This window comes from Burkholderia sp. Ax-1724 (assembly GCF_011752995.1).
Taxonomy (GTDB): Bacteria; Pseudomonadota; Gammaproteobacteria; order Burkholderiales; family Burkholderiaceae; genus Paraburkholderia.
This window is the reverse complement of sequence record NZ_VWWL01000002.1, coordinates 125,728-147,197: the sequence shown is the minus strand read 5'-3', so window position 1 is coordinate 147,197 and position 21,470 is coordinate 125,728. Positions and strand designations below refer to the sequence as shown.

Annotated in this window: 12 protein-coding genes and 1 pseudogene; 6 read left to right on the top strand and 7 right to left on the bottom strand. The window is 61.6% G+C overall.

Features of this window, described 5'->3' with window-relative positions; translation table 11 throughout:
- The first annotated feature begins 171 nt into the window (after nucleotides 1-171).
- The 3 genes and pseudogenes from F3J19_RS32495 to F3J19_RS02730 all read left to right on the top strand — a co-directional run.
- The gene (locus F3J19_RS32495; RefSeq protein WP_240158680.1) at nucleotides 172-1,338 is read left to right on the top strand and encodes a hypothetical protein; all 1,167 of its coding nucleotides are present in this window, start codon (nucleotides 172-174) and stop codon (nucleotides 1,336-1,338) included.
- 5 nt (nucleotides 1,339-1,343) lie between these two features.
- A complete protein-coding gene (locus tag F3J19_RS02735; protein WP_345891003.1) occupies nucleotides 1,344-2,936 on the top strand; it encodes a glycosyl hydrolase family 28 protein in 1,593 nt (530 codons plus the stop codon).
- A gap of 195 nt (nucleotides 2,937-3,131) precedes the next feature.
- A pseudogene (locus F3J19_RS02730) lies at nucleotides 3,132-3,578 on the top strand (transposase); the annotation flags it as partial.
- A 40-nt stretch (nucleotides 3,579-3,618) separates the two neighbouring features.
- Here the strand turns inward: F3J19_RS02730 and F3J19_RS02725 are convergent.
- A complete protein-coding gene (locus F3J19_RS02725; RefSeq protein WP_167037275.1) occupies nucleotides 3,619-4,350 on the bottom strand; it encodes a hypothetical protein in 732 nt (243 codons plus the stop codon).
- A gap of 950 nt (nucleotides 4,351-5,300) precedes the next feature.
- Here F3J19_RS02725 and F3J19_RS02720 point away from each other — a divergent pair.
- On the top strand, nucleotides 5,301-6,425 hold the full coding sequence (locus F3J19_RS02720) for an NUDIX hydrolase (RefSeq protein WP_167037272.1): 1,125 nt from the start codon (nucleotides 5,301-5,303) through the stop codon (nucleotides 6,423-6,425).
- Nucleotides 6,426-6,695: 270 nt separating this feature from the next.
- Here F3J19_RS02720 and F3J19_RS02715 read toward each other — a convergent pair whose 3' ends face one another.
- The 6 genes from F3J19_RS02715 to F3J19_RS02690 form a co-directional block, all read right to left on the bottom strand.
- Nucleotides 6,696-7,127, bottom strand: coding sequence for a DUF4188 domain-containing protein (locus tag F3J19_RS02715; protein ID WP_167037269.1), 432 nt, complete (start codon nucleotides 7,125-7,127; stop codon nucleotides 6,696-6,698).
- Nucleotides 7,128-7,190: 63 nt separating this feature from the next.
- Nucleotides 7,191-13,553 carry a type I polyketide synthase gene (locus tag F3J19_RS02710; protein WP_167037266.1) on the bottom strand — a complete coding sequence of 2,121 codons (6,363 nt, stop codon included), beginning with the start codon at nucleotides 13,551-13,553 and terminating at the stop codon, nucleotides 7,191-7,193.
- Nucleotides 13,553-14,452 carry a hypothetical protein gene (locus tag F3J19_RS02705; protein WP_167037264.1) on the bottom strand — a complete coding sequence of 300 codons (900 nt, stop codon included), beginning with the start codon at nucleotides 14,450-14,452 and terminating at the stop codon, nucleotides 13,553-13,555. Before F3J19_RS02705 ends, F3J19_RS02710 begins: the two co-directional genes overlap by 1 nt.
- 208 nt (nucleotides 14,453-14,660) lie before the next feature.
- Nucleotides 14,661-15,515 (bottom strand): hypothetical protein, encoded by an 855-nt coding sequence (locus tag F3J19_RS02700; RefSeq protein ID WP_167037261.1) that lies wholly within the window; start codon nucleotides 15,513-15,515, stop codon nucleotides 14,661-14,663.
- A 1,101-nt stretch (nucleotides 15,516-16,616) separates the two neighbouring features.
- Nucleotides 16,617-18,020, bottom strand: a complete 1,404-nt coding sequence (locus tag F3J19_RS02695; RefSeq protein ID WP_345890995.1) for an MFS transporter — start codon at nucleotides 18,018-18,020, stop codon at nucleotides 16,617-16,619.
- A 27-nt stretch (nucleotides 18,021-18,047) separates the two neighbouring features.
- Nucleotides 18,048-19,061 carry an ABC transporter substrate-binding protein gene (locus F3J19_RS02690; RefSeq protein ID WP_167037255.1) on the bottom strand — a complete coding sequence of 338 codons (1,014 nt, stop codon included), beginning with the start codon at nucleotides 19,059-19,061 and terminating at the stop codon, nucleotides 18,048-18,050.
- Nucleotides 19,062-19,303: 242 nt separating this feature from the next.
- On the opposite strand from F3J19_RS02690, the gene F3J19_RS02685 reads away from it, so the two are divergent.
- Together F3J19_RS02685 and F3J19_RS02680 are read left to right on the top strand one after the other, a co-directional pair.
- Nucleotides 19,304-19,969: a response regulator transcription factor gene (locus F3J19_RS02685; protein ID WP_167037252.1), complete on the top strand. Its 666-nt coding sequence runs from the start codon at nucleotides 19,304-19,306 to the stop codon at nucleotides 19,967-19,969.
- On the top strand, nucleotides 19,956-21,362 hold the full coding sequence (locus F3J19_RS02680; protein ID WP_167037249.1) for a sensor histidine kinase: 1,407 nt from the start codon (nucleotides 19,956-19,958) through the stop codon (nucleotides 21,360-21,362). Before F3J19_RS02685 ends, F3J19_RS02680 begins: the two co-directional genes overlap by 14 nt.
- The last annotated feature ends 108 nt before the right edge of the window (nucleotides 21,363-21,470 follow it).

Sequence of the window (21,470 nt, the reverse complement as noted above, 5' to 3'; positions counted from 1 at the left end):
TGGAAGTTTTCGCGGACCGGCTCGCCGCCCAGAATTTAGGTTGTGTCTTATACGATGTCTTATAACAAACACTAACGTCTCTGCCTGATCTGCTGCGTTCCCGGCATCGACACGAGGAGCGGAAGAGGTCTGACAAGAGCACGGACTGGATTCACCCCAAGGAGATGACTCATGAAGATGCGCTCAGCCCGAGAGCTGGTCGTGCTCGGCCTGCTGGTCCTGACCGTTGCCGGTTGCGGCGATGGAAACGGCCTTGCAAGCTCCAGCACCAGCTCGACGACGCCCCCACCCACCAACCCGACCACGCCGACTACCCCGGCCTGGACGCCGGGCCGCTACGCCGCCGACGCGAACCTGCCCGATTCCCCGGCATTGCCGTCGGATACCCAGGTTTGCTCGGTTCTCGAAGCCAGCAACAAGCTCGTCAAGAACGCGGACGGCTCGCTGCCGGTCAGCGCGGACCCGACGCCCGCGACCTATGGTGGCGCGACGACGGCGCTAAACAATCCGGACCAGGCGCGCATCCAGGCCGCGCTCGACGCATGCGGCGCAACCGTCGACGCGGAAGTCGGCGCGAAGATCGTGCAGGCCGATCAGCAGGCTGCTGCCACGCAACAGGCGGCCAATAATCCGCTCGTCAACATCGCGGGTGCCTCAAGCGAAACACTCTCGAATCCGTCCTACAAGGCCACCAAATTCGCGGTGCGTCTGGTCAGGAACAGCGGCGGCGCGGGCAATGCGTTCCTGAGCGGTCCGCTCGTGCTGCCGTCGGGCGTGACGCTGTGGATCGACGACGGCGTCACGCTGTTCGCGAGCCGCGACGTCGTGGTCTACGACAAGAGCGCGCAAGACCGGCCGAACGCGATCACCTGCGGTGCCGCGATCAACAATCCGAGCGGGCTGCCCGCACCGGCCGGCACTGTCAACGCGGGCCAGGCGACGCTCGCGGGCGTCAGCGGCATGCAGAACTGCTATCCGCTGATTCGCGGTACGCATACGGTCAATACCTCGATCATGGGTAACGGCTCGATCGACGCGCGTGGCTATATGCCGCTCATCAGCTCGTCGTCGCAGTATCCGACGATCCGCTGGGCAACCGGCGTCACCGAGGCGTTCACGTATTCGGGCAACAACTCGACGCGCGTGGCTATATGCCGCTCATCAGCTCGTCGTCGCAGTATCCGACGATCCGCTGGGCAACCGGCGTCACCGAGGCGTTCACGTATTCGGGCAACAACATCAGCGGCGTCACGACGCCGAAGTTCAGCTGCACGAACACGATCGCGGCTTACCGTGCGGGCACGCTCGCGCCCGAAGGCACCGCTTGCGACGTCGTGACCGCGATGGGCAAGACGACGCTCACCACGCCGGCCGTCACCTATGTGGTGAACCGCCAGGCGACCAGCGTGCCGGGCGGCATGACGGTCACGGGCGGGGGCTGCAATGCCGGCACGGCCGGTTGCGCGCGTTGGGTACCGGCGAGCTGGTGGGACATCTCGTATCACGGCAACAAGGACATCGGCGGCGGCCCGTACAGCTTCCAGGGCAACCCCGGCATGGTCTGGATGCAACAATCGAAGAACCTCTCGCTGTATCAGATCACGCTGCGCAACAGCACCTTCTTCACCGTCGAAGCCGACGGCGTGGATGGCCTGAGCGTGTGGGGCATCAAGATCATCACGCCGTTGCTGCCCGACGCGGCGAATCAGGCGAGCGTCGGCATGAACAACGACGGCTTCGACGGCGTCAGCGGTTCGTACTCGCATCTCTACACGGGCGCGACGATCGACGCCAGCTCGACCGGCGTGAAGAATACCGATGGCGTCGATCCGAGCGTTGCGGCGGGGCCGGAGCACGCTGCGCTCGGCACGGGCAGCACGACGACGTCGGCGGGGCAGGTCTACTTCGACGGTTATGTGAAGAACGTCGCGATCGTCTACAACTACCTGAGCCCGTCCGACGACAACGTCGCGTTCAAGGGCGGCCTGCAGGACCCGCGTCCGGCCGCGACGCACGGCGCACAGAACGGCTCGGCGGCGGCCAATATGGCGTGGGGCATCGACGGCAACCGCGACGTTTCGTCGAACCGCACCTACGGCATTACGGTTGCGCACAACCACAACTACAACGGTCACGGCCTGTCGATCGGCAGCCCGACCAATGCAGGTATCCGAAACATTCACTTCTACGACAACTACTTCGACAATATCTACGACGGCACCAATGCGTCGACGGATATGGGCATCGTGGGTCTGCGCATCAAGAGCGGCCAGGCGCGCGGTGGCGACGTCAGCAACATCTACTACGACGGCGCATGTATGCGTGGGGTGAAGGACTTCCTCGTGTTCGACATGTACTACACGGGCCCGAGTGCCGATCCGATTTCGTACACCGGTCTTGGCTGGTTGATTCCGAGCTTCCACGACATCAACCTCAGCAACGTCCGGATGATGAACATTCCGGCCAACAAGGCTGCGGGTAAAGCGGGCGGCGGCAATCTGACCTTCCGCGGCCTGCATGCCGATACGAGCTTCGCCAATACGCAAAGCGTCATTCAGTTGAACATGAATAACGTGGTCGCGGATAACGACGTTGTGCTCGGCATCTCGAACCTGAGCAAGGGCGTGGTGAACATCGGTTCGACCGACGGTTCTTCGCAATCGAAGGCGGCCAATGCGACGCTGAACCTCGGCGCGAATGTCAGCCTGATCGGCCAGTCGTTCGCTCACGGTACAGGCGGTATTCTGACGAACACGTCGAGCGGCGCGGGCAAGTACACGGCCACGACGAACACGCTGAACCTGACCGTCAACGGCAGCGACGACGCGGGCGCGGCGGGCGACACGAACCCCGCGGCGACGATCGTCGCGCAGAATCCGAAGCTGTCGCTGTGCGATCAGGCATCGTCCTGGCCGGTGTTTCCGAATGTGAAGTAAAGATTGTTCTCTTGAAGGTGCGGGACTCGCGGTGTGATGCCGCGAGTCCTGCTGGATGCAGGAGGGAAAGCCCCGCGAGTGAACTCGATGCCATTAAATGTTGGACGCCCGTCCGCTCTCTTTGGGGGAGTACATGGCAAAGTACTTGCCGGAAATTCAAACAGTTGTTGGTGGATGAGGTCCTGACGTCACACGTATGTTTCCAGGGAATGGATTGACGGCCGGGAACGTGCCCGCTGCGCTGGCATTCCCCAGACGATCTGGCCTTCGAAAGCAGGCCATAGATTGCGCTGGCCCAGCTTCGCGAGGCTATAGCATCCGGCGTTGCGCCGGGGATCGTGCTGGCCGATGCCGGATGCGGCGACGAAACCGTTTTCCGGGATGGCGTAACGGGACTGGGTTTGTTCTACGCGGTAGGGGGCAGTCGGGCACCTCTGTGTGGGCGCTTGGTACGGCACCACTTCCATCCAGGTCCGCAGCAAGCCGCCGACATTGTTGCGGCGTGCGCCCGGCCATGAACCGTTCGCGGTCAAGGAACTGGCCACGCAATTACCCCTTAACGCCTGGCAAACGATTACATGGCGGGAAAGCAGCAACGCGACACTTTCCTCACGTTTTGCCGCTGTACAGGTTCGTCCCGCACAGACAGACCCGAAATTTAATTTCGCCACGGCTTTCAGGTCTAGTCCGACAGATGGACCTCCATCTCATTTTCAGCTGCCTTATCCCGAATCCATTCCTTTGCTTCAGGGGTGATGGGGTTGTGACGCAGATCAAGATAGACGAGGGAGGTACTGTTCACTAGTGCCTTCGCGCCAGCATCTTTGATGTTGTTGAAGCTCAAATCAAGCGCAATGAGCGTGTCATTTTCTGCCAAGGTCTGCGCGCCGCTATTCCCGATGGCGTTGCGTTCAAGATTCACACGGGTAAACGTACGATTCGTCGCCAGTGCTTGCGCGCCCGCGTCACCGATCCGATTGTGTCCTAGATCAAGGTGGGTGACGTTGACGGCTGAATTCGCAATTTCTTGCGCTTCCTTGTCGGTCAATCTTTCCTGTTTTACATCATCTTTCGCTTCTTCCAGCCTGTGACCAACCGCCTCAATATCACGCAACATCGGATACTTATTCAGAACATCTGTCAGATGTTCGACGTCCCGGAGGACGACTGCTTGCGTTGCATAATTCGCGATGGCCGACCATTCGTGGTTGAGTAGTCTCAAGTTATTTCGAATTTCAGGTTGTGCGAGGCTCGCGATGTGAGATTTCAATTCCGTTGGCAAATTGTTCAGGCCATCTAGTGAGGCGCTTCGTGCAGGTCGATTGGAATAGGTAGTCGGGTTTGCATTAATATTTGACGACTTGCCCTTTACATGATCCCAAAGATGGCGAACTTGATCGGTAATTCGTTGCATTTTGAAAACCTAAAAGTAGAGGTTGAGAACCTATAAATAGCATTCACGGAAAATCACAATCGAGTGCATAGATGAAAAAATCGATCAACCCGCATGCTGGTTGAACGGCTGTACAGCACAAGAGGTCTTTTGTTGTCTCTGAAACGGCGTAAAAATAGTCCGAGTCATCTGCGTGTGATTATGCCGACGTCCAATGTCACGGACGAAAGCAGGCCGTTGGACTTTATTGCTGGCGCGTTGGCACACGGCCGAAGCATTCTCATGCCGACCATCATCAACGCGTGGAACCGCGAAGTGCCGTGTTCGATGTAGGCAAAGTGTTGCCTGTAGATGTCCGTCCTTCAACTGCGATGCAAGAAGAGCACCGTCTTTGCATGATCCGTAGCCGTCAGCTTTGCGCATAGTTTCGATCTCAGTGTTGTCCGTTCTTTTTTCGACACTTACCACTTCCGTTCCAATGATGATGGCAGGAGCTATTTCAACTGTCTGCTAGGTTCATTCTTTCTACTGGAAAAGTCCCGACAGAAGCGAAGTCCGCTCATTAAATGCGAAGCGGTCATGGCGGAAATGGCCTGCGAGGTTTACCTGCTGTTAAACGGTCCATGTGATCGACCATCGGGACTAACTTCGTGCCGTGTGCACGGTATTCGCAAAGCGACTCAGGCAAAAACGATGTGTATGTAACATTTCCCAGATAGTCCGCTGGTCGCCGGCATTCCTACACCGAGTACGGAACTCATTTTTTCCGTACAAAAACGTTTTTAACTCGAACTTACCCGTTTATGTCCAGATTACCCTCCATTTCCAACCGCACTACGGTTTCCCCTGCCCTATCAGACCCACTTGAGCGGAGCGGTCCTCCCACGGCAAGTCTGACTCGGGCGCGTCGTAACGTCGATGGCCCACTCGCCGGTTTGGTCAAGGACAAGAACCTTGTCACGGTACCAAATATGAACGCAATCCAGCACACCACTCGACCTGTCAGTCCGATTAAATTCGACGAGCTTCCGAAAGTCGGTCTCAAGGATGGGTGGCTTCCAGGTGACGTGTATGAAAACCCGGATTTTGTATCCAGTTCGATCCTGGACTACACAGCGAGACAGCTGAAAATCCCAACATGGCGCGTGATTGACTCGCTCTTCGATGCTCTACCGACGGGGAGGCAGACGCAACAGAATCGAGGGCTGCTGGAACATGCAATGAACCACTCCGTGAATGCGAGTGGTGCTGTCATGATGATGGTGCACACTGAATCGGGTTTACTCCTGGTCGCGGCAAACAGTCAACGGAGAAAACTGGTTGTCCAGACTAACGGTGCGTGCGAAAAGAATGAATCGATCGGACAAACCGCCAAGCGAGAATTTTTCGAAGAACTCGGCAATCCCACTCCCGGTGGTCCTCTGTTCAATACGCTTGACGAGCGCAATTTGAGAGCTATAAACGGGCGTAATCAGATCGGAACGTCGGCTGCTGAGATCGCCAAGCGGATCGTTGATGTGCAGGCCAAACCCGGAAATCTATTCCTTAATGTTACAGGGCTCTATGTAAATAGAGAGATTGTCCCGGCAGACCAATTGAATCGTGAGGTATCTGTCTTGAATGAAAAACTCTCAAGAGCGAAACCTTTCTATGCCGCAGCGGTAGAGCTTGTATTCGGCGATAAGAGCAACGGCCTCGAGCCGGCAGACCTGGGAAATCGGGAAGTTCGCGACCGTGCAGCAGATCTCATCAGAAAATTTAAGAGCGAGTGCTCAGATGTGATTACCTCCGATCTGGAAAAATGCTTCGATGACTCGAATTATGACACCCAGGACGGCGTCAGTCTGGGATTAAATGCGGTCATCGATCTATCCGAAAACGATTCGATCAAATTGATTGATGAGACTTCCCTGGCATCTGCGATTCGCTTGTTCGAATCTGATTCTGACGCGTTGAAGCACGAGTTTTTTGGTGCCGCGTTCGCTAGCATTCTTCCACACAAAGGCACTCACACTCCGGAGCAGTTTATGGCTCTGCTTAAGCAAAATGTAAACGCCCCGGCTATTGGGGCTCCGATTGATAGTCGTGCTTCCTGAATAGGCAATAACGCGTGCACTGAATTTCATGACCATCCATCGAGCGGCGTTGGAAACTCATAGGAGGCATTGAAGTTTCCTGCGAATCTCGAATCCGTTAACCGAGTGTTCGGTATGTCGCCTGTTGTCGCTGTGCGGCATACCGACTTCTCTCGAATTGCGTAGGAATTGGAGTTGAGCCTGTAACCTCGGACACTCAGGCACCTTAAGTTGCTGGCGAGTGCGCCCCACCCGGCCCGACCACCACACGAAGCACGTTCACATCCCGCCTCACGTATTGCGCGACGACCTCAACACCCCGGCTCTCCCCAACCCGAACCGAGGCATGTTCACATAAACGTTCTCGAACGAACCGGCAGTCACGAGATAGGTTTCGTGCCAGATGCCGACGTCACCGCGAGTGCCGCTCAAACGGCTGAACGCGCGCCACGCGGGCAGATGTTTCGCTGCGGGATTCGCGGCATAGGCGCGCAGTTGTTCGAGCGAGCGCCAGTACTGCACGGCGATGGTAGTGCGTCCGGGCCACATTTCGTACGACAGCAGACCTGCGTCCGGCATCGTCTTCAGCTCGCGCAGCATGCGCGGCAGCGCGCGCACCACCGGTAACCAGCGGTGAATTTTCCAGAGCCGGTTGATGCGCATGCCGATCATGAACACGACGAAGTCGCCCTCGATTTCAGCGGTCACGCGACCGTGAATCATCGCCGGGTCTGCATGACTCGCGACGACGGTGTTTCGGCATTCGCACCGTCGCGAGTCACGCCTTTAGGCTTGCAGGATGTCATCGAGAATCTGCGTGGACAGTTCGGCGATGGTCGGGCCGCGCACGAGAAAGAGCGCGCGGAACCGGTATCCGGTGCAGCGTTCGAGCACGAGTGCGATCTCGGTCGCCATCAGCGAATCGACGCCGAGATCGGTCAGGTTGCTGAGCGCATCGACGCGGCTCGCGGGCAGCTTGAGCACGCCGCAAATTCGCTCCGCGACTTCGGCGTAGACCTTCTGCCAGCGCTCTTCCGATGCCGCCGTCGCGACGTTCTGGCGGAACGGCGCAGCGGGATGGCTATTGTCGGCCGATACCGACAGCATTTCCGACAGGCGCCGCGCCGGTGGTCCCGCGAGGCGTTCCTGCCAGCGTTGCCAGTCGATGTCGAACGCGCCGAACTGGCCCCAGTGCTCCTGCAACGCGCTTTCGAGAACCGCGAGCGCCTGCGCCGACGCCATGCCGCGCAAGCCGAGCAGGTCGAGGTGGCCGGCGAGCGACGCATCGCGCGCGACCATGCCGACATCGCCGATGACGCCCCAGCCGATGCTCGTGCCCGCTTGACCCTGCGCGCGCCGGTACAGCGCGAGTCCGTCGAGGAACGCATTGGCCGCCGCATAGTTGAGCTGGCCGGCATTGCCGAGCGCCGCGCTCACCGACGAATAGCAGACGAAGAAATCGAGCTTCGACTGCGCGAGCGCGCAATGCAGGTTCCATGCGCCGACCGCCTTGGCCTGCATCACACGTTCGACCGCCGCGGCCTGCAACGTGGCGATGCCGGCATCTTCGGCGAGTCCGGCGGAATGGATCACCCCGCGTATCGGCGGCATATTCCGTTCGATCTTCGCAATCGCCTGTTGCACGGCGGCCGCATCCGCGATGTCGAGTTGTTCGCTCCACACCTGTACCTGTTCATCGCGCAGCGAATCGAGCACACGTTGTGCCTCTTCCGTGCGCGGACCGCTGCGGCTCAATACCGCGATATGGCGCGCACCGTTCATCGCGAGCCATCTGACGGTTTCGAGACCGAGGCCGGTGAAGCCGCCCGTCACGAGATAGCAGGCTTGTTCATGCGCGAGTGGGCGCGGCAGGCACGTTTCCAGTTCGACGACCTGATCCCGCAAATCGATGCTGACGTTGCCGCTGTGCGTGTCTTTGGCCAGCATCTGCCAGGCCTCGTCGACGTGCGTGAGAAGAAACGCCGAGGTCGGCAGAGGCTTGAACGTTGCGTCGTCGAGCAGCGGTGTCAGCGTATCGAGCGCGCGGCGTAATGTGTCGGCCTGCTCGCGGCGGACGCGCTCGGGATCGAGCGGCACATAGACGAAGCCGCGTTCGAAGACCTCCGGCGGCACGCTTGCACGCTGCCGCGCGCTGGATGCTTTCGCGATGTCGACAAACCTGCCGCGCGAGGCGAGCAGTCCGAAGCATCGATCGCGCAGATTGCCCGATGCACGGTTCAGCACCACGTCGACTCCGGCGTTCGAGGTCCATGCGCTGACTTCATCGACGAAGCGCAGCGAGCGGCCATCGGAAACATGGGCGATGCCGAAATCGCGCAGCAGGTCGCATTGTTCCGCCGTGCCTGCAGTCGCGAACACGGTCGCGCCTTTCCAGCGCGCCAGTTGTGCCGCGGCGATCCCGAAGCCGCTTTCAGCGCGATGAATCAGCACCGACTCGCCGTGACGCAACTGCGCGATGTCGAAGAGCGCGTGCCACGCGAGCGCCCAGTCGAGCCGGGTCGCGGCGGGATGCGCGGCAACCGCCGGTCGGCATGGGACCGCATACGCATGAGGCACTGTGACGTGCGATACGAGAGACGAGGTGGGCGCAAGCACTGCGACGCGGTCGCCAACTTGCAGGCCGCCGGCCTCGCGGCCCGCCGTCACGACGATGCCGCTCGCGCGGCCGTCGAGTTCGCCGGTATCGGAGACGTCGATTGCATAGTCCTGCAACGCAATCTCGACTTCGCCGTCGCGTGGCGCGCAGCGCGCGATCTCATGGAAGACGATGCTCGCGTTCGGAGCCGGCGCGACAGCCTGCATCGCGTAGCCGGTGGCCGGCGTGGAGCGCGCCGGTTCGCGGCGCGGTTCGCGCCAGGGTACGATGCGCGCGACGTAGCGTTCGCCGTCGCGGAACGCCACTTCGGTTTCGTCGCTGCCGCTCACGAGTTCGCCGAGCAGCGTTCCGGCCGCGCTCAGCGGCTGCGCGCTGTTCAGATCGATCATGCGCACGCGCGACTGCGGCCGCTCAAGCGTCAGAACGCGGCCGACGCCGAGCAGCGCGTGCTGGCCCGGTGCGTCGTGAAGTTCGTCGCGCACGACATGCTGAGTGCGCAGCGTGGCGATACTGAGCGCGAGATCGTCGGTGGGACGGGCGCGCTCGAATTCCTGCACGATATGCAGCAGGTCGATCGTATCGACGATGCCGGTCGCGACGCGCGATTCGCTTGCCGACATGTTGGTGGCGGCGTCGAGTCCCCATAGATAGATTGCCGCGTCGAGCTTACGGTCGGCGAGTGCGGCCATCAGGCGCGCCATGTCGTCGCGCGACTCGCGCGCCACCTCATAGCTGGCGTCGCCGGTCTGACGGAAACCCTCGCCCGGTGTCACGGTGATGCAGGCGATGCGTTGTTCGTGCGCCCGTGCGGCCAGTTCGTCGCCCATTCCGCCGGCATCGTTGAATATGAGCCATTGTTGCGTGAGAAATGCCTTGCCGGTTTTGGCGGTCTGCTTGCGCCAGTCGGTCTTGTACAGAAGCGCATCGCGTGACGATTCCGCCTCGGCCACGACTTTTACGGCTCGGGCGCGCACGCCGAAGAGTTCGACCGCCACCTGACCGTGCGCATCGTAGAGAACCAGATCGCCGGAGACTTCGTCGGCTTCTCCGCTGGGCTCGCGCGTCAGCCGCGCATGGCAGATCGCCATCGTGCCCGGCTTGTGCTGGAAGCGAACCTGATCGATCGAAACGGGCAGGTAGATCGAGCGATCCGTCGGCGCATCCGCCGTTTTCAGCGCGAGCAGGGTTTGCAGTGCGCCGTCTAGCAGCACGGGATGCACGTAGTAGTCGATCGCATCGGCCGCATGCTCGACGGGGATCTCGATGCTGGCTTGCGCTTCGTCGCGGCCGGGATTCGTGCGGACCGTTTGCAGGCAGCGAAACGCGGGGCCGTATTGCAGACCGAGACCGGCAAAGGTGCGATAGAACGAGTCGAGATCGACCGGCAGCGAGCAACGGGTCGCCAGCGCAGTGTGGTCGAGCGCGGCACTGCGCGCGGGCGCGGGTATCGCCGAGAGCCGTCCCGACGCGCCGAGCGACCACGGCGATGCGGCGTCGCGCGCACGGCTGTGAATCGTGAAGCGCGAGCCTTCGTCGTCGAGTTGCAGCCGCACGATGGGCGTATGCGCGAGGCTCAGCGAGCGATGAATCGTCAATGCGTCGATGGCAATGGGCTCGCCCTTCGAACGCTTGGCAACGAGCGCCATTTCGATGAAGGCGGCGGCCGGCAGAATCGCTTCGCCCTGAACCTGGTGGTCCTGCATATAGGGGTAGAGATGCGCGGCCAGTTCGCCGTCCCATGCCGCGTGCGGTTCGTCCAGCCGCTGCGCGAGCAGGGGATGTACCTTGTTGCTGCCGAGCCGGTCCGCGCGCGAGAGTTCGGTCTCGCTCCAGAGCACGTCGCGATCCCACGGATAGTTGGGCAACGCCACGCGCTGTCCCGCCGGATAATGCGCGCGCCAGTCGATCGCGGCGCCACGGCAATAGAGTTGCGCGACGCAGCCGAGCAGCGTGTCGCGGCTGTCCTGATCGCGCCGCTGCAACGGCACGCTGATACCTTCGGCGCCGGCATGCCGGAGACACGCATTGATCGCGACAGCAAGAACCGGATGCGGACCGACTTCGACGAAAGTGTCGTAGCCGTCGGCAATCATCGTGGCGAGCGCGTCGGCGAGGCGCACTGGCTGACGCGCGTTTTGCCACCAGTACGCAGTGGTTTGAGCCGCCGTGTCGAGCAGCGTGCCGCTCACGGTCGAATACGCGGGCAAGCTCGGGACATGCGCGACGAGCGACGCGAGCGAGGCATTGAATTCGGCCTCGAACGGATCGATGTGATGGCTGTGATACGCGACTTCGACCTTGAGAATGCGGCTGAAAATATGCTCGACCGTCAGTACTTCGTTAAGCTGAACGATGGCGTCCGCATCGCCCGCGACCGTGACCGACGTGGGACTGTTCACCGCCGCGATCGTCGCGCGGCCCTCGACGCTTTTGAGGAACGGCGCGATCTCGTGCGCGCCGAGGTCGACCGCCAGCATCTTGCCGAGCCCGGCCGTGCGCTGCATGAGCCGGCTGCGATGATAGGTCAGCAGCAGTACATCGGCGAGGCTGAGTGCGCCGCTCGCATAAGCCGCCGCGATTTCGCCGACGCTATGGCCGACCACGGCCTCGGGGTGCAGGCCATAGCTGCGCGCGACTTCCGTGAGCATCAACTGCAAGACGAGGTTGCCGATTTGCGCATGCTCGGGCGCCGTCATCGGCTCGCCGCTCGCGTGCGTGAACAGTTCGCCGAGCGACCAGCCGGCGAGCGGCTGCCAGATTGCGTCACAACGTTCGAACAGGCTGCGCGCGACGGGCTCCTGTTTGAGCAATTCGACGCCCATGCCATAGAACTGCGGGCCCATGCCCGTGAAGACGAAAGCGACCTTGCGTTGCGTGTGTGCCGTATAGGGGCCGCTGACGGTCAGCGAATCCACGGCCTGTTTGTCGGCGAGCAGGCGCAACTGCTGCGCGAGCCTGTCCGGCGAATCCGCAACGATGCCGACGCGGTGCGGGTATTGCGTCCGATGGCGCGCGACGGTGTAGCCGATGTCGTTGAGCGTCATGGCGGGATTACCGTCGAGCAGATCGGCGAACTGACGGGCTCGTGCGATGAGCGCGGATTCGCTCGCGGCCGATAGCGGAAACACGGCGGGGCGAGTCCGTTCTTCCGGCACGGCGCACGGGCGCTGCGGCGCTTCGAAGAGAATCGCGTGCGCGTTGGTGCCGCCGTAGCCGAAGCCGTTGATCGCGGCACCGGCCGGCCCATCGTGCGCGGGCCACGGTTCCGGCGTGACCGGAACGTGCAGGCGCAGCGCAGCGAAGTCGATGTCGGGGTTCGGTGTGCTGAAGTGCAGGTTCGGCGGGATCACCCGATGTTCGAGCGCGAGCACGGTCTTGATGACGCCGGCCATGCCGGCCGCTGCTTCGAGGTGGCCGATATGGGTCTTGGCCGAGCCGATGCGCAGCGCGTCGTGACCGTTGCGTTGTGTCGCAATGCTCGCGCCGATCGAGCCGCTTTCGGCGCGATCGCCGGCGCGCGTGCCGGTGCCGTGCGCCTCGACGTATTGAATCGCATCGGGACTCACGCCCGCGCTTGCCTGCACCTGGCGGATCAATGCGCTTTGCGCCGCGGCGTTGGGCGTCGTGATGCCTTCGGTGCGGCCGTCCTGATTGATGCCGGTTCCGGCGATCACCGCGCGGATCGGATCGCCGTCGCGCAACGCTGCATGCAAGGGCTTCAGGATCAGCAGGCCGGCGCCTTCGCCGCGGCCGTAGCCGTCGCCGCTTGCATCGAACGCCTTGCTGAGGCCGTCCGGCGCGAGAAAGCCGCCCTTGCACATCGCGACCATATACTCGGGCCGCAGCATCACGTTGACGCCACCGCACAGCGCCATTTCGCATTCGCCCGCGAGCAGCGCGCTGCAAGCGACGTGCAATGCGACGAGCGACGACGAACACGCGGTGTCGATCGACATGCTGGGACCGCGCAGATCGAACGTATACGAGAGGCGATTCGACAGCATCACCATCGTCGAGCCGATCGCCGTGTGGGTCGTGATCGTGTCGCGGTTGTAGGTGTTGAGCAGATGCGTCTGGTTGTCGAGCATGAAGCCGCCGACATAGACGCCGGTCTGCGAGCCGCGCAGCCGGTCGAGCGGAATGCCGCCGTCGTCGAGTGCTTCGGCCGCGACTTCGAGCAGCAGACGCTGCTGCGGGTCGAGCAGCATCGCCTCGCGCGGCGAGATGCCGAAGAAGGCCGCGTCGAAGCGGTCGAGCGGTTGCTGCAGGAACGCCGCGCGCCGTACATAGGCGCGTCCCGGCACGTTCGGGTCCGGGTTGAAAAAGCGTTCGAGGCTCCAGCGCCCGGCGGGCACTTCGCCAACCGCGCTCGTGCTTTCCAGCAGCATGCGCCAGTAGGCGTCGGGCGAGATGGCGGGCCCCGGAAACCGGCAGCCTATGCCGACGATCGCGATGCGCGCATCGCGCGCGGAAACGGATTCATCTGGCCGCAACGCGTCGGCGCTACGCCAGTCTTCGAGGCGACGGTTCATCAGATATTCCAGTTAACTTTAACGGGGCCTTGCGGCGTGGTCGTATCGTTCAGCCAGCTTTGCAGCGTGGCGTCGGTCTGGCTCATGATGACCGGCGCGTACGCGGGCCAATGCTGGCTGTCGAAGCGCAGGATGGTGCGCCATAACTGCAGCGATGCGTTGTTGGTCACGGTATCGGGCGAATGCTTGCCGCCGTGCTGAACATCGGTTCTCATGTCGATGAAGCTCTGATACAGGTACACCTGCAAATCGGCACCGGCATTCAGCGTGTTCTGCGTGAAGAGGTTCTGCGTTTCGTTGGTCGACGGCGTGCTCGACGCGGCCTGTGCGAGAGACCAGAGTCCGGCGCGAATGTCCTGCAGGTCCTGAGCGGCGATGCCGACGTAATACCCGACGATCTGGTTGATGACCGAGTTCCAGTCACCCGACATGTTCGGCGTCACTTCGTCCTTGAGTTGCGCGGAAAATAGCGGGCATTGCAGGAGTTGACCGACGTAGGCGAGAAAGCCGTTGAGATTGCCGGCCGCCGCGGGACTCGACGGGTTGAAACCCGAGGCGCGTTGCGCGAGGCTCATCGCCATCGCGCAGCCGGTCGCGGGGCTGGCCGCGAGACTGGCTTGCAGTTGTTGCGGCTGGCCCGACGCGCGGGCGCGCGCAACCGCCTGGTCGGCGTTCAATACCTGCTGCGCGTTCGGCCCGACCAGCTTGCCGTTCGACACCACCGGCTGTCCGTTCGCAGTCGCCACCAGCGACTCGATGTGAGGCAGGGTGGCCAACACGCTGCTGGACACCACGGCGATTTTGCGGGCGACGTCGCGAACCGTATCGGGCGCATGAGGGTGGGCGTTGCGAGCGACCCATTGTTCGAACGCGGCGATACCGGTATTGATCTCAGCCATCAGTTTTCACCTTCACGACGAGGGCGTGGAAAACAGCGCGAACATTCGATGAGGATCGCGCTGGCGCGGCAGGGCAATGCGCGAGATTCCGTCATGAAACTGAACGGAACCTCACGTACGCGCGCTGCCGCGCGCCTTGATGCAATCCGGCCGGATGAAGCAAAACGGCTGCTGTCAGGCACTCATCCGGCCAGCTCGACCCGCGCGGTTAGCCGTTGAGCGCCGGGATCGGCTGCGTGCCGGCCGTGCTGGTCGCGTTGCTGTTGAGCCAATCGTCGATGCTCGACGTGTACTTGGCTGCAACCGCTGCTGCATATTGCGGCCACAGCTTGCTCTGGAACTCGAGGCGCAGGCGTGTCACGTCGTAGGAACTCTGCTTCGTGTCGTAGCCCTTACCTTTTTTCTCGTAGAAGCTGACGGTACTGTTGTACAGGTAGAAGCTGATGACGCCGTCGACGTTCATCGCGTTCTGCACGAACACGTTTTCGGTCTCGGTCGTTTCCATCGTGCTCGAAGCAGCCTGCGCCAACTGCTTGAGGCCGGACACGATCGAGTTCTTGTCTTCGTTGGCGATGCCTGTGAACGTGTCGGCGATCGCGTCGATCAGTGTGTTCCAGTCCGAGGTCTGCTTCGTGATGGTCAGCCGGTCCGACATTTTCAGCACGAACAGCGGGCAGCTGCCGATCCGGCGCAGATATTCCTGATAGGCGGCGGCCGATGCCGAGTCGTTGGTCAGCGTTTGCGGCTGATAGCCGGCCGCGTTGCGCGCCATTTCCGAGAGCGTCATTGCGCCGCCGACGAGGTCCTGGTTCCATAGGTCGAGGAAGCCGGGATCGCTCGGACCCTTCGCCTTGAGAAGCGCTTGCGCCTGTTTGTCCGTGGCGATGGCGGCCGATGCGCCCGCACCCGTCAGCGTCGCTTGTGACGGCGCCTTTTCGGTGGAGCCATTTGCCGCTGCGACCATGCGCAGCGTGTCCTTGACTTCAGGCGTATGAATGCCATTCGGGCCCGTGAACAATACCGGGTCGTGCAGGGTCAACCACGATAAGACTTTGTCCGTCATGATTCTCTTCTCCAAAGAGTCTTGCGCTGAATGGAACTCGGGCCATGCTTTCATTCCATAAGGTATGCGAAGTAAATGACCCATTCGAAAATCCATGCTGATCGAGCTACGTCTACTACGCCTTTCTCCCACTGTTCAGGGAAAAATCTGTCTATTGCATAGAGGTGCGTACAGCCAGCCGACGGCCTGGCTAGCCATTGGCGCAACGGTTATGTGCAGATAAATCCAGTCGAATCGTTCTGTCGTGCGTCGATCGGCAAACGCCGGATCGGCTACGCGCGAGCTGTCATCAGCCGGTCAAAAAAATCCGGTAAGGAAATGGCAAGTTGATCTGCCATCCTGACTATAGGGAGTGGATTGCGTTGCGCTGGTCTGTGGTCAAAGTGATCCCCCGTATGTCGGCCTCGCATGCGCATCAAGTATTCGATTGAACTTGTTTAACACGATGCGAGTGCGTGAATCATAGTCAGAATAAAGAGACAGTCAAGAGATCGATGTGATGGCACGTCGGCTGGGGATTTGGTTATGCAGGGTAGATTCGAGACGTGCACCGGCCGGTGCGGTGCATCGGCCTGATGCTTACGGGTTACTGTTTGAAATGTTTCCAGGCATGCCGAAACTTGTCGAAGTTCTTTCGCGAGAACGATCCTCGACGTTCGGTTCATGGGACGATATGGATGCGCTGCCACAGGACGGATTTCATCGCGCCACTCAGTCAGTAAGCACACCATCGTTTGTGAACGTCGGATGCCGAGTGGTATGAGCGACGGGACTCGCCGCGTGCGTCATCGTGCGCGCAGAGCAGGGCGTGGAGAGAAGGGGAGAATAAGCGGCCACGGGCGGCCGGACGTTACGCCGGCTGCTATGTGCGCAGCACTGTGTCGGGCGATTTTCCGACCGTACGCTGGCGAGTGGTGCGCACCTTCACACCTGGGGCACGCCTGGGTCACACCAGGAACACAGGCGCCCGTGGGTTCGATCATTGTGCCTCGATTCGCATGCGCTCACCGTATCCGGACCGAGCGTGCAAATCGAGGCGGCATGGCAGGCGACACAACGTCGTCGCTCGTATCGGCTTCGTGGTTCGACATCGAACCTCGTTCAGGCTCTTGCAACGGCCAGTTGCTCTTCACCCGCGCGCATCCAGGCCACGATGGCGCCGAGCCCCAGCAGCGCGAGACAGGCGATAGGCACGATCATCGGACCGAACGCTGTTCCCGTGAGCTTGCCGGCGAGCGGCATGAGGTTCTGGCTGAAGAAGCCGCCCAGATTGCCGATCGAATTGATTGCCGCGACGCTCGCGGCTGCGCGGGCACCCGTGAAATAGCGCGGCGGCATCGACCAGAAGCACGGGTAAAGCAGCGGAATGCACGCACCGCCAAGAACCAGCGCAATAAAGCGCAACGGTGTAGTGGGCAGCAGCAGGCTGAGAAGAAAACCGAGCGAGCCGAGTGCGGCGACGATTGCGATCGTGCGCAGGATACTTTTGCCATGACGCAGCCGCTTCGGCAGATACAGCAGCAACAGGACCGCGAGCGCCCACGGCAGCATGCTCAGAAGACCGTTCGTGGTGTTCGACACGCCGAACGATTTCACGATTGTCGGCAGCCAGTAGGTCACGCCATACAGGGACGTCGACATCAGCATGTACGTACCGGCGAACAGCATGACGCGCGGGTCCAGCAGTGCCTTCCACGGTTGCGAGTGCACGGCGTTCGCGGGCTTTTCGCGCTCGAGTGCCGCGGCGACTACCTGCTTTTCCCGCTCGTTCAGGAAGCGCGCTTCGCGATACGACGCGGGCAGGATGCGAAACACGAGAACCCCGACGAGCACGGCAGGCAACCCGGTCGCGATGAATACCCATTGCCAGCCCGCGAGGCCGGCGGCACCGTCGAGGCTCAGAAGCAGGCCGCCCACGAGCGAGCCGAGCATGTTCGCAAGCGCGCTGCCGAGCGTGAAGACACCGAGAACGCGGGCACGGTAGCTTTGCGGAAACCAGAGCGTCAGGTAATAAATGACGCCGGGATAGAAGCCCGCCTCGGCGATGCCGAGCACGAAGCGCAGGCCGTAAAAAACCGGCACGGACGTGGTGAAGCCCATCAACACGGTAATGAGGCCCCACGTCAGCATGATGCGGGCAAGCCAGATACGGGCGCCGTAACGATGCAGCGCCAGCGTGCTCGGTACTTCGAAAATCAGGTAGCCGATAAAAAACAGCGAAGAGGCGAGGCCGAATGCGGCTTCGGTCATGCCGAGGCTATGAACCATCTGCAGCTTCGCGAACCCGACGTTCTGTCTGTCGATAAATGAAATCAGAAACATGACGACGAGGATCGGCAGAAGATGTCGGGACATCTTTGCCATGACCTGCTGTTCCTCCGTATTGCGCTGTTCTGTGACCGGATTGGCGTTCATCGCGTATTCCTCCAGATATTCATGTTGATGAACTGATACGGCATCCTTAAAGGATGTCGCGCGTATCGACGAAAAATCGCGGACAAGCAATCGAATGACTCTCCGCCAGCCGGGGCGCTAGGCCGGGTATTGGCCGAGCTCCGCGACGAACATGTCCTGCCACGCGCGAGGCTTGTTCTTGATCGTGCCCGCCATCGACAGGAATTGGACGTAATCCATCAATTGATCCGGCTGTAGCGAGAAGCGCGTGTGCGGCGTACCGAGCATTTGCACGACATCTTCCTTCGACACCTTCAGGCCCGATGCCGCGACGTAGATCGCGGCGGCAGCGCCGGGGTCCTGACGGATGAGCCGGTTCGCCTCGGCCAGTGCGTCGAGGAAGGCCGATACCATCGCGGGTTCGTCGTCCACCAGGCGCTTCGGCGAAAATACGACGTCCAGCGTCAGCGGCCCCAGCACATCGACCGAGTCCGCGACCTGGTGAATACCGGGCTGACGCAGTTCGAGCGTCGAAAACGGCGGCGACGTGAAGTGCGCGGTAATGCCCTGTTCGTGTTGCAACAGCGCATGCATGGCCTCGGGATGAGGCAGGTTCACGGTGATGGAATCGAGCCGGGCGAAGTGCTGCGCCCCGAGCAACCTGGCCGCCAGCATCTGCAACACGACTGCGGACAGCGACGTGCGAATTCCCGGCACGGCGATCCGGTCAGCCTGGGTGAAGTCGCCCAATGAGACGATCTGTTGCCGGTTCGTGTTGAGCGACAACGCGGTTGTCGATAGCCCAGATATGCCGATCACTTCCACATTCGGTATGCCGCGTGCGCGGGCCCACAACTCGATGAAGCCGGGTGCACCGGCGCTCGCGAAGTCCAGCGTGCCGGCCATCATCGCGTCGTCGACCGAGTTCCCGCCGTCGAGCAGCACCCATTCGACGTTGACGGCCTGCTGACCGTGGCGTGCGGCATTCCGCTCGAAAAGGCGTTGCTTCTCCATCACCAGGAGCGGCAGATAAAGCAGGCCGTAACCCTTCGAGATGCGAACCGTGCGGGGACGCGCAAAAGCGAGCGCTGGCGCAATCGACGCGGCAAGCCCCCCGGCGATGAGCGCACGGCGTCGCAACGACGGCTTCATCGAACTGTCTCCTCCATCGGATTCTTATCTGGTCAGTACAGGTTATCGGCTGAATCTGAGAAAATGCTGACATCGAGCCTTGGGGAAAACCCGTGATCCGACACGGGGCCGAAGGCGTCAATATGAGTCTTCGCGTCATGGAAGGGGCAGTGCGGTCATCGTCGAATACCGGCGCCGCGCTCGAAAAATTGCCATGAATCACGGGAAAACCGGAATCTGAACCTAAGCGCCGGAAAGACAACATGCGCATTCTTGTCGTCGAAGACGATGCGGAGATCGGTGCTGCAATCCGGGGCCGGCTAAGCCGGCTGGGTCACGCGGTCGACCTTGAGATGGACGGGGGCGTCGCAAATAACCTGCTCGCTGTCGAGACCTTCGACCTCGTCGTGCTGGACGTCATGCTGCCGACGCTCGACGGCTTCGCGATTCTGCGCAACCTGCGCGCGGCCGGCAATACAACGCCGCTGCTGCTTCTGACCGCGAGGTCGGCAATCGACGATCGCGTGAGCGGTTTGGCACTCGGGGCCGACGACTACCTCGTCAAGCCATTCGACTACCGCGAATTCGAAGCGCGTGTCCAGGCACTGCTGCGTCGCGGTAGCGGCCAGGCGCATGACCTCATCAGGCTCGGCAGTCTCGTGATCGACCGCACCAACCGGCTGGCCGAGTGCGACAGAAAGCCGTTCCCTTTGTCGCGCCAGGAATTCGCACTGCTCGAGATTCTCGCGAGCCGTCCTCAACGCGTGTTTTCCAAGGAAGAGTTGCTGACGCTGCTGTTCAACTTCGATAAGGAGCCGAGTGCGAACGCCGTGGAGCAGTACGTGACCCGTGTGCGCAAGAAGCTCCAGGGCGCGGGCGTCGAGATTCGCACCGTACGCGGCGTGGGATATCAAATTGCGACGCTTTGACCGGTTTGCCGGGACCCTGTTCGGCCGCACGTTGCTCTTCATCGCACTGGTCGTGGCGACGGGCGCGGCGGCCCTCGCCATCATCGCCCGGTTTTATGCGGGCGTCGCGGCCGAGCGCGCCTACGATCAACTGCTCGCCGGCGCGACGATTCAGGTTGCCGAGAACCTTTACGTTCAGGGCGGCGTCCTTGCGCTGAGCCCGCCGGTCGCGGCACTGTCCACGCTGTCCCGCTACGACAGCGTGTACTACAAGGTGATCGATTCGCGCGGCATGGTGGTCGCCGGTTACCCGGACCTCGACAGCGCGGCGAATCTCGCGGCGGCGAAGCAGGGTCCGGTATTCGCGAACGGCTCATACCAGAACAAGCCTGTTCGCATCGCGACGATAGCCCGCTATATGCCGGAAGAACGGACGCCGGGCTGGGCATCGGTCACCGTCGCGCAGACAACCAACGCGCGTCAGCAACTGACGAACGAAATGAGCTTCAAGGTCTGGACACTGATCCTGCTGATGAGCGCGCTCGCCATCGTGGCGAGCGCGCTTGCTATACGGCGCGGTTTGCGGCCCCTCGCGCAGATCGAGAGCATCATCGCCGCGCGGGACCCGGCCGACCTGCGTCCCGTCGCGGTCGAAACGCCGAGCGAGATGCAGGCGATCATCGGCGCGATCAACGGGCTGATCGCGCGCCTGGCGGAGCGGATTACCGCCATGCAGCGGTTTATCGCCGACGCGGCGCACCAGATGCGTACGCCGCTGGCTCGACTCGACGCGCAGATCGAACTGCTCGACAGCGAAACGAATCCCGCGCAGGTTGCCGCGCGCCTCGCGGCATTGCGCAAGACCAGCTCGGATGTCGGCCGGCTCACGGGCCAATTGCTCAATCACGCGATGGTGATTCATCGCAACGAAGTCATTCCCTTTCAGCCCGTGGAACTCGTGAGTCTCGTCAAGGAGGTACTGGGGCGCTCCATTCCTCTGGCCGGCGAGCGCGATGTGAGAGTGTCGTTCGAGAGCGGCTGCAAGCAGATCTGGCTGTCCGCGGACGCGATCAGTCTGCAGGAAGCGATCTCCAACGTGCTGCACAATGCCTTGCTCCACGGGAAGGCCGATACCATCGACGTATCGATAAGCGCTCAGGGTGACACGCTCCACGTCACCGTTACCGATAACGGGCCGGGCATTGCGCCGGAAAACTGGGATGCCGCGCTGCGCCCGTTTTCGCGGCTCGGCGAAACGGGGCAGGGAACGCGCGCGGGTTCCGGGCTTGGGCTGGCGATCGTCGACGAGGTGATGAAGGCTCACGGGGGAAGCGTGCATTTCGCGTTGCCCCCGTCTGGTGGATTCTCGGTGGTTCTGGTACTTCCACGGCCACCGGGGGCGGGTAGCGAATAACGGGGGTATTGCAGCCAACCCGGTCAGTTCAGCCTGTTCAATCAGTTCACGAGACCACCGCTAGTTTTCCGATCGCATTGCCATCGCATATCCGCTTGCAATCGACCG

Coding starts and splice junctions, on each gene's coding strand:
- F3J19_RS32495 (WP_240158680.1), top strand. CDS start 172: ATGAAGATGCGCTCAGCCCGAGAGCTGGTCGTGCTCGGCCTGCTGGTC.
- F3J19_RS02735 (WP_345891003.1), top strand. CDS start 1,344: ATGGGCAAGACGACGCTCACCACGCCGGCCGTCACCTATGTGGTGAAC.
- F3J19_RS02725 (WP_167037275.1), bottom strand. CDS start 4,350: ATGCAACGAATTACCGATCAAGTTCGCCATCTTTGGGATCATGTAAAG.
- F3J19_RS02720 (WP_167037272.1), top strand. CDS start 5,301: ATGAACGCAATCCAGCACACCACTCGACCTGTCAGTCCGATTAAATTC.
- F3J19_RS02715 (WP_167037269.1), bottom strand. CDS start 7,127: ATGATTCACGGTCGCGTGACCGCTGAAATCGAGGGCGACTTCGTCGTG.
- F3J19_RS02710 (WP_167037266.1), bottom strand. CDS start 13,553: ATGAACCGTCGCCTCGAAGACTGGCGTAGCGCCGACGCGTTGCGGCCA.
- F3J19_RS02705 (WP_167037264.1), bottom strand. CDS start 14,452: ATGGCTGAGATCAATACCGGTATCGCCGCGTTCGAACAATGGGTCGCT.
- F3J19_RS02700 (WP_167037261.1), bottom strand. CDS start 15,515: ATGACGGACAAAGTCTTATCGTGGTTGACCCTGCACGACCCGGTATTG.
- F3J19_RS02690 (WP_167037255.1), bottom strand. CDS start 19,061: ATGAAGCCGTCGTTGCGACGCCGTGCGCTCATCGCCGGGGGGCTTGCC.
- F3J19_RS02685 (WP_167037252.1), top strand. CDS start 19,304: ATGCGCATTCTTGTCGTCGAAGACGATGCGGAGATCGGTGCTGCAATC.